Source organism: Streptomyces sichuanensis, assembly GCF_020328095.1.
Lineage (GTDB): Bacteria > Actinomycetota > Actinomycetes > Streptomycetales > Streptomycetaceae > Streptomyces > Streptomyces cinnamoneus.
This window is the reverse complement of record NZ_JAIXMK010000030.1, coordinates 38,054-44,530: the sequence shown is the minus strand read 5'-3', so window position 1 is coordinate 44,530 and position 6,477 is coordinate 38,054. Positions and strand designations below refer to the sequence as shown.

Annotated in this window: 6 protein-coding genes and 1 pseudogene; 4 read left to right on the top strand and 3 right to left on the bottom strand. The window is 75.4% G+C overall.

What is annotated here, in order from left to right; genetic code table 11:
- From LE181_RS12410 to LE181_RS12400, 3 genes and pseudogenes are all read right to left on the bottom strand, one after another.
- Positions 1–236: pseudogene (locus LE181_RS12410) on the bottom strand (hypothetical protein); the annotation flags it as partial.
- A gap of 107 nt (positions 237–343) precedes the next feature.
- Entirely contained in the window at positions 344–1,129 is a 786-nt protein-coding gene (locus tag LE181_RS12405; RefSeq protein WP_225661293.1) for a crotonase/enoyl-CoA hydratase family protein, read from the bottom strand.
- Positions 1,126–2,772 carry an acyl-CoA dehydrogenase family protein gene (locus LE181_RS12400; RefSeq protein ID WP_225661292.1) on the bottom strand — a complete coding sequence of 549 codons (1,647 nt, stop codon included), beginning with the start codon at positions 2,770–2,772 and terminating at the stop codon, positions 1,126–1,128. Before LE181_RS12400 ends, LE181_RS12405 begins: the two co-directional genes overlap by 4 nt.
- 77 nt (positions 2,773–2,849) lie before the next feature.
- Here LE181_RS12400 and LE181_RS12395 point away from each other — a divergent pair, with 77 nt between their 5' ends.
- From LE181_RS12395 to LE181_RS12380, 4 genes are all read left to right on the top strand, one after another.
- A complete protein-coding gene (locus tag LE181_RS12395) occupies positions 2,850–3,620 on the top strand; it encodes a PaaX family transcriptional regulator C-terminal domain-containing protein (protein WP_225661291.1) in 771 nt (256 codons plus the stop codon).
- Positions 3,621–3,695: 75 nt separating this feature from the next.
- Positions 3,696–4,400 carry a response regulator gene (locus tag LE181_RS12390; protein ID WP_190107601.1) on the top strand — a complete coding sequence of 235 codons (705 nt, stop codon included), beginning with the start codon at positions 3,696–3,698 and terminating at the stop codon, positions 4,398–4,400.
- A 16-nt stretch (positions 4,401–4,416) separates the two neighbouring features.
- Positions 4,417–5,919, top strand: coding sequence for an ATP-binding protein (locus LE181_RS12385; protein WP_225661290.1), 1,503 nt, complete (start codon positions 4,417–4,419; stop codon positions 5,917–5,919).
- Positions 5,916–6,470 carry a hypothetical protein gene (locus LE181_RS12380; protein ID WP_225661289.1) on the top strand — a complete coding sequence of 185 codons (555 nt, stop codon included), beginning with the start codon at positions 5,916–5,918 and terminating at the stop codon, positions 6,468–6,470. The genes LE181_RS12385 and LE181_RS12380 overlap by 4 nt, the downstream gene beginning before the upstream one ends.
- The last annotated feature ends 7 nt before the right edge of the window (positions 6,471–6,477 follow it).

The window sequence follows — 6,477 nt, the reverse complement described above, 5'->3', positions numbered from 1 at the left end:
CCGGCACGCCCGGGCTGCCCGGCCTGTGCGGGCCGGCTGCCCACCCGCTCGTTCTGCCGGGCCGTGGACGGGGGCCGGCCGCCCGGCGGGACGGTGTGCGGTCCCGTGTGCCGGGGGGAGGCGGCGGGCTGCCCGCCCTGGGGCTCGTCCCCGGGGGCCGGCCCGGCGCCCGCCGTCGCCAGCACGGCCACGAAGGCCACGCATCCTGCCCGTCCCGCCCGGCGCCATCCACTCACGACCGTGATCTTGCTGTGCCCGGGTCCCGCCATGCGCCCTGCTCCGGCCTAATTCCTCCGATGGGGTGAAAAGAGGCCACGGACGGATTGGGCGGGGCGGGCGCCGTTCACAGCCGGGTGAAGTCCCCGTGCCGTCCCGCGCCCGCGGCGAAGCGGGCCGCGCCCTCGCGGGCCCCGTCCAAGGATCCCCGGCCGTGGACGAGTTCGGCGGCCAGCGCCCGTTCCTCGGAGAGGCCCTCCTGCCCCAGCACCGACGCGCGGTCGCCGCGCAGACAGGACTGCGGGAAACGGGCGATCTCCGCCGCGAGCTCCTCGGCCGCCGCCCGCGAACGGCCGGGCGGCACCAGGCGGTTGGCCAGCCCCATGGCGTACGCCTCCGGAGCCGGCACCGGCCGGCCGGTGAGGACCATGTCCAGGGCGCGGCTCGTCCCGACGAGCCGGGGCAGCCGGACGGTGCCCCCGTCGACGAGGGGCACGCCCCAGCGGCGGCAGAAGACGCCGAACACCGCGTCCTCCTCCGCCACCCGCAGGTCGCACCAGAGCGCCAGCTCCAGGCCGCCCGCGACCGCGTAGCCGCTCACCGCCGCGACGACCGGCTTGGACAGACGCATCCGGGTCGGGCCCATGGGCCCGTCGCCGTCGTCGGAGAGCTGGTTGGCGTGCTCGCCGGCGAACGCCTTGAGGTCGAAGCCGGCGCAGAACGTACCGCCCTCGCCCCACAGCACCGCGACCCGCGCGCCGTCGTCGGCTTCGAACGCCCGGAACGCGTCGGCCAGGGCGGATGCCGTCGGCCCGTCGACGGCGTTGCGGACGCCGGGCCGGGAGAGGATCACCGTGGTGACGTGGCCGCTGCGTTCGGTGCGGACGGCCGTCGTGTCCCCGGCGGCCGTCATCGCGCGTCCTTGAGCAGCGCGCGGTCGAGGACCGGCCCGAGGTCCGTGCCCGGTGGCAGGGTGCCGAAGGCGTTGCCCCAGTCCCCGCCGAGCCGGGAGGCGCAGAACGCGTCGGCGACGGCCGGGGTACTGTGCCGCACCAGCAGGCTGCCCTGGAGGACGAGGGTGAGCTGCTCGGCGACCCGGCGGGCGGTGAGCTGGGCGCGGCCGGGGTCGCCGAGCGTGCCCAGCAGCTTGCGCACGCGGCCGGCCGCGGCGTCGAGCCGCCGGTCGGCCCCGGCCGCGAGGCCGACCTCGGCGAAGTAGGCGTCGAGCGCGGCCGGTTCGCGCTGCAGGGCCCGCAGCACGTCGAGCGCGGCCACGTTGCCGGAGCCCTCCCAGATGGACAGCAGCGGCGCCTCCCGGTAGAGCCGCGGCATGCCCGACTCCTCGACGTAGCCGTTGCCGCCCAGGCATTCGAGGGCCTCGGCGGCGTGGGCGCTGCCGCGCTTGCACACCCAGTACTTGCCGGCCGCCAGGGCCAGGCGGCGCAGCGCCGCCTCCGCGGCGTCCCCCGCCTCGGAGCGGTCGAGGGCGGCCGCGAGCCGCATCGCGAGGACGGTGGCGGCCTCCGACTCGACCGCGAGGTCGGCCAGGACGTTGCGCATCAGCGGCTGGTCGACGAGCTCGGCGCCGAACGCCCGCCGGTGGGCCGCGTGGTGGAGGGCCTGCCGCAGCCCGGCCCGCATGCCGGCGGCGGAGCCGATGACGCAGTCCAGCCGGGTCATGTTGACCATCTCCACGATGGTGCGCACACCGCGCCCCGGTTCGCCCACGGGCCAGGCCACGGCCTGCTCGTACTCGATCTCCGCCGAGGCGTTGGAGCGGTTGCCGAGCTTGTCCTTCAGCCGCTGCAGCCGCATCGCGTTGCGCGTGCCGTCGGGCAGCACCCGCGGCATCAGGAAGCACGTGAGGCCCTCGCCGGTCTGTGCCAGGACGAGGAAGACGTCGCTCATCGGCGCCGAGGTGAACCACTTGTGCCCGGTGATCACGTACGAGCCGTCGCCGGCCGGCACGGCGGTCGTGGTGTTGGCCCGCACGTCCGAGCCGCCCTGCTTCTCCGTCATCGACATGCCGGCGATCAGGCCCTGCTTGCCGAGCGGCGGGCGCAGCCCGTAGTCGTACGTCCGGGAGGCGAGCAACGGCTCGTAGACGGCGGCGAGATCCGGCTGGGCGCGCAGTGCGGGCACGGCCGCGTACGTCATGGAGACGGGGCAGCCGTGGCCCGGCTCGGCCTGGGCCCACACGTAGAACTTCGCCGCCCGCACCAGGTGCGCGCCGGGGCGGGCCTCGGCCCAGGGGGCGGCGTGCTGGCCGCTCTCCACGGCGGCGGCCATCAACGCGTGCCAGGCGGGGTGGAACTCGACCTCGTCCACGCGGTGGCCGTAGCGGTCGTGGGTGCGCAGCACGGGCGGGACCGCCTCGGCCATGCGGGCCCAGTCCTGCACCTCCTGCGACCCGGCCCGGGCGCCCAGGGCGCGGACCTCGGCCTCGCCCCAGGCGCCGCCCTCGCGGTGCAGGGCCTCCAGCAGGGCGGGGTCGTCGGCGGTGGAGAAGCCGGTCAGGGGCGGGGCCTGGTTGAACACGTCGTGCGTGGCGCTCACGGCGACCTCCTGGGGCAGCGGCATTACACTTTCATGATGCGTGATGCGGGACTGTAATGGACAGGGTGTGACCGGTCATGGAGGAATCGCTTTCGCTGCGGCCGCTGACCGCGCGCTCGATCGTGCTGTCGACCCTGCTCGGCCACCACCCGCCCGCCCTGCCCGCCCGCGCCCTCGTCCGCGTCGGCCAGCTCTTCGGCACCGCCGAGGGAACGATCCGCACGGCCCTGACCCGCATGGCCGCCGCCGGGGACGTGGAACAACGCGACGGCGCCTACCGGCTCACCGAACGGCTGCTGGCCCGGCAGGCCCGGCAGGACGACAGCCGGGCCCCGCGCACCCGCCCGTGGGACGGCGACTGGGAGATCGCCGTCGTCACCGGCGAACGGCGGGCCGCGCCCGAGCGGGCCGCCCTGCGCCAGGCGATGGCCGGCCTGCGGATGGCCGAGCTGCGGGAGGGATGCTGGCTGCGCCCGGCCAACCTCGTGCCTCCGCAGCGGCCGGCGGTCGTGGCCGACCAGTGCACCCTGCTCACCGGAGCGCCGGACGGGGACCCGGCGGTGCTCGCGGCCGGCCTGTGGGACCTGACCGCCTGGGCCCGGCGGGCCCGCGCACTGGAGGCGGCGCTCGCCGACCGCCCCGGCCCCCTCGCCGACCGCTTCACCGTCTCCGCCGCCGTCCTGCGCCACCTGCTGGCCGACCCGGTCCTGCCGGAGGCCCTGCTGCCGGCCGACTGGCCCGGCGAGCGGCTGCGCGCCCGGTACGAGGCGTTCGACCGCGACTTCCGCGCCCTGCTGCTGCAGCACATCGGCGAGACGGCCGTCCCCTCCGCCGACCGGGGAATATGAGCACTCCGTGACAATCCCGCGGCCGGGCCCGCCCCGATGCGCGTTCGTGCATACGAACGACCGATACTGGTGCCCATGTCACGCGTGCTTCTGATCGAGGACGACCGGGCCGTCAGGGAAGGGGTCACCCTCACCCTGCGCCGCCGCGGCCACGAGGTCGAGGCCGCCCCCACCGGCGAGGCGGGACTGACCGCGCTGGAAGCCTTCCGGCCCGACCTCGTCCTGCTCGACCTGATGCTGCCCGACAAGAGCGGCTTCGAGGTCTGCCGCCGCATCCGGGCCACCCAGCAGATCCCGATCATCATGCTCACCGCCCGCGGCGACGACATCGACGTCGTCCTCGGCCTGGAGGCCGGCGCCGACGACTACATCGTCAAGCCCGCCCGCGGCGAGGTCCTGGAGGCCCGCATCCGCGCCGTCCTGCGCCGGGCCGCGCCCGTCGACGGCGGCGGCCCGGACCCCGCCCTCCCGCAGGCCGCCGCCGAGGTCCACGGCGACCTGGCCATCGACCGCGCCGGCCTGCTCGTCACCAAGAACGGCCAGGACCTGGCGCTCGCCCCCTCCGAGATGAAGCTGCTGCTGTACCTGTCCGCCACGCCGGGCCGCGTCTTCAGCCGGCAGCAGCTCCTCGAACACGTCTGGGAGCACAGCTACCACGGCGACGCCCGGCTCGTGGACGCCTGCGTGATGCGCCTGCGCACCAAGGTCGAGGAGTCCACCCGCTCCCCGAAGTACATCCAGACCGTGCGCGGCTTCGGCTACCGCTTCGGTCCCCTCTAGAGCGAGCGGCACCCCCGTGAAACGACCGGCGCTGCGCCGCCCCACCGTCCGGCGCCCGGCCCTGCGCACCCTCGCCCGCGGCCTGCGCGCCCGGCTCGTCGTGGCGTTCCTGCTGGTCTCCGCGCTCAGCGCGCTCACCACGGCCGCGCTCACCTTCCGCGAGGCACGCACCGCGATCCTCAAGCGCACCCAGGACACAGCCGTGAACGCGCTGCGCTCGCAGGTCGACTCGCAGGTCCCCGACCTGCGCTTCCCGCCGCGCAACAGCGACCTGATGAAGTTCACCCAGGACCTCGGCCGGGCCGGGCAGGCCCAGCGCTGGACCGTGCACGCCCGCTACAAGGACGGGCCGATGGTGCCGAACAACCTCAAGGGCACCCTGGACACCCGCCTGCCGGCCGGCGTGCGCGAGAAGGTCCGGGACGGCATCGCCGCCTTCCAGCGCGTCAGCATCGACGGCGACCCCTGGCTCGTGATCGGCCTGCCCGTGGCCTACCGGGACGGCGGCGGGGAGATGTCCGGCCTGGAGGTGTACGCACAGGTGCCGCTGCGCCAGGACGCGGCCAACGTCAAGGCCCTGGTCGAGGCGGCGCAGAGCGGCGCGCTGCCGGCCATCGCCCTGGCCGTGGTGCCCGCCCTGATCGCCGCCCGCGGCGTCCTGCGGCCCGTACGGGAGCTGCGCCGCGCCACCCAGCAGATCACCGAGGGCGAGCTGGACACCCGCCTGAAGGTGACCGGGCGCGACGAACTGGCCGACCTCTCCCGCACGTTCAACGACATGGCCGCGGCCCTGGAGGAGAACGTCGCCGAACTGCGCCGCATGGAGGCGAACTCCCGGCGCTTCGCCGCCGACGTCTCCCACGAGCTGCGCACCCCGCTGGCCGCGATGACCGCGGTCGTCGACGTCCTCGACGAGGACGCGGCCACCCTCGACCCCGACACCGCCCACGCGGTCCGCCTCATCAGCGAGGAGACCGGGAAGCTGGCGCGCATGGTCGAGGACCTGATGGAGATCTCCCGCTTCGACGCGGGCGCCGCCGCCCTGCACCTGGACGAGGTCGACGTCGCCGAGACGGTGCGCAAGACCCTCCAGGCGCGCGGCTGGCAGGAGAAGGTGACGGCCGACCTGCCGGAGGACGTACGGGCCCGGCTGGACCCGCGCCGCATCGACGTCGTGGTCGCCAACCTCGTCGGCAACGCCCTGCGGCACGGCGGCGAGCCGGTGAGCGTCGCCGTGCGCGTGGAGCCGCCCGCGGAGGCGGGCGGCGAGGAGCACCTGCTGATCGAGATCGCCGACCGCGGCGAGGGCATCGACCCCGAGGTGCTGCCGCACGTCTTCGAGCGCTTCTTCAAGGCCGACGTCGCCCGCGTCCGCTCCGAGGGCAGCGGCCTCGGCCTCGCGATCACGCTGGAGAACGTCCGTCTGCACGACGGCACCGTCCGGGCCGCCAACGGGCCCGAGGGGGGCGCGGTGTTCACCGTCGACCTCCCGCTGCGCCGGGGAGGCGAGGAAGCATGAGGACCCGACGCACGGTGGCCGCGGTGACCCTGGCCGGGGCGCTCGCCGGCCTGCTGGCCGGCTGCGGCATCGAACCGACCGAGGTCATCGAGGTGGGCCGGCCCGCCCAGGGGGCCAAACGGCCGGGCGCCCCGGTCAAGGAGGCCCGGCTCTACTTCGGCTACCCCGGTGGCCTGCAGCCGGTCTCCCGCCCCGCCCAGGGCGAGGTGAGCGCCGAGGAGGCGGTGCCGCTGCTGCTGGCCGGGCCCAACGAGGCCGAGCGGTTCCGCGGCCTGTACTCCGAGCTGCCCAAGCTCGGCGGGCGCGTGGAGGTCGTCAGCGGCCAGGGCACGGTGACCATCCAGCTGCCGCTGGACGTCACCCGTCTGACGGCCACCGCCCGCAGCCAGCTGGTGTGCACCGCCGCGCACAACGGGGTACCGGGCGACCTGCCGGCCGAGGAGGTCAAGGTGACCCTCGCCGGCGGCGGCAGGAAGCTGTCCGACCAGGTCTGCGACAACAAGTACATCGCGCCCGTGGTCGTACCGCCCGCGGCGAGCCCGGCCGCCTGATCCCGGC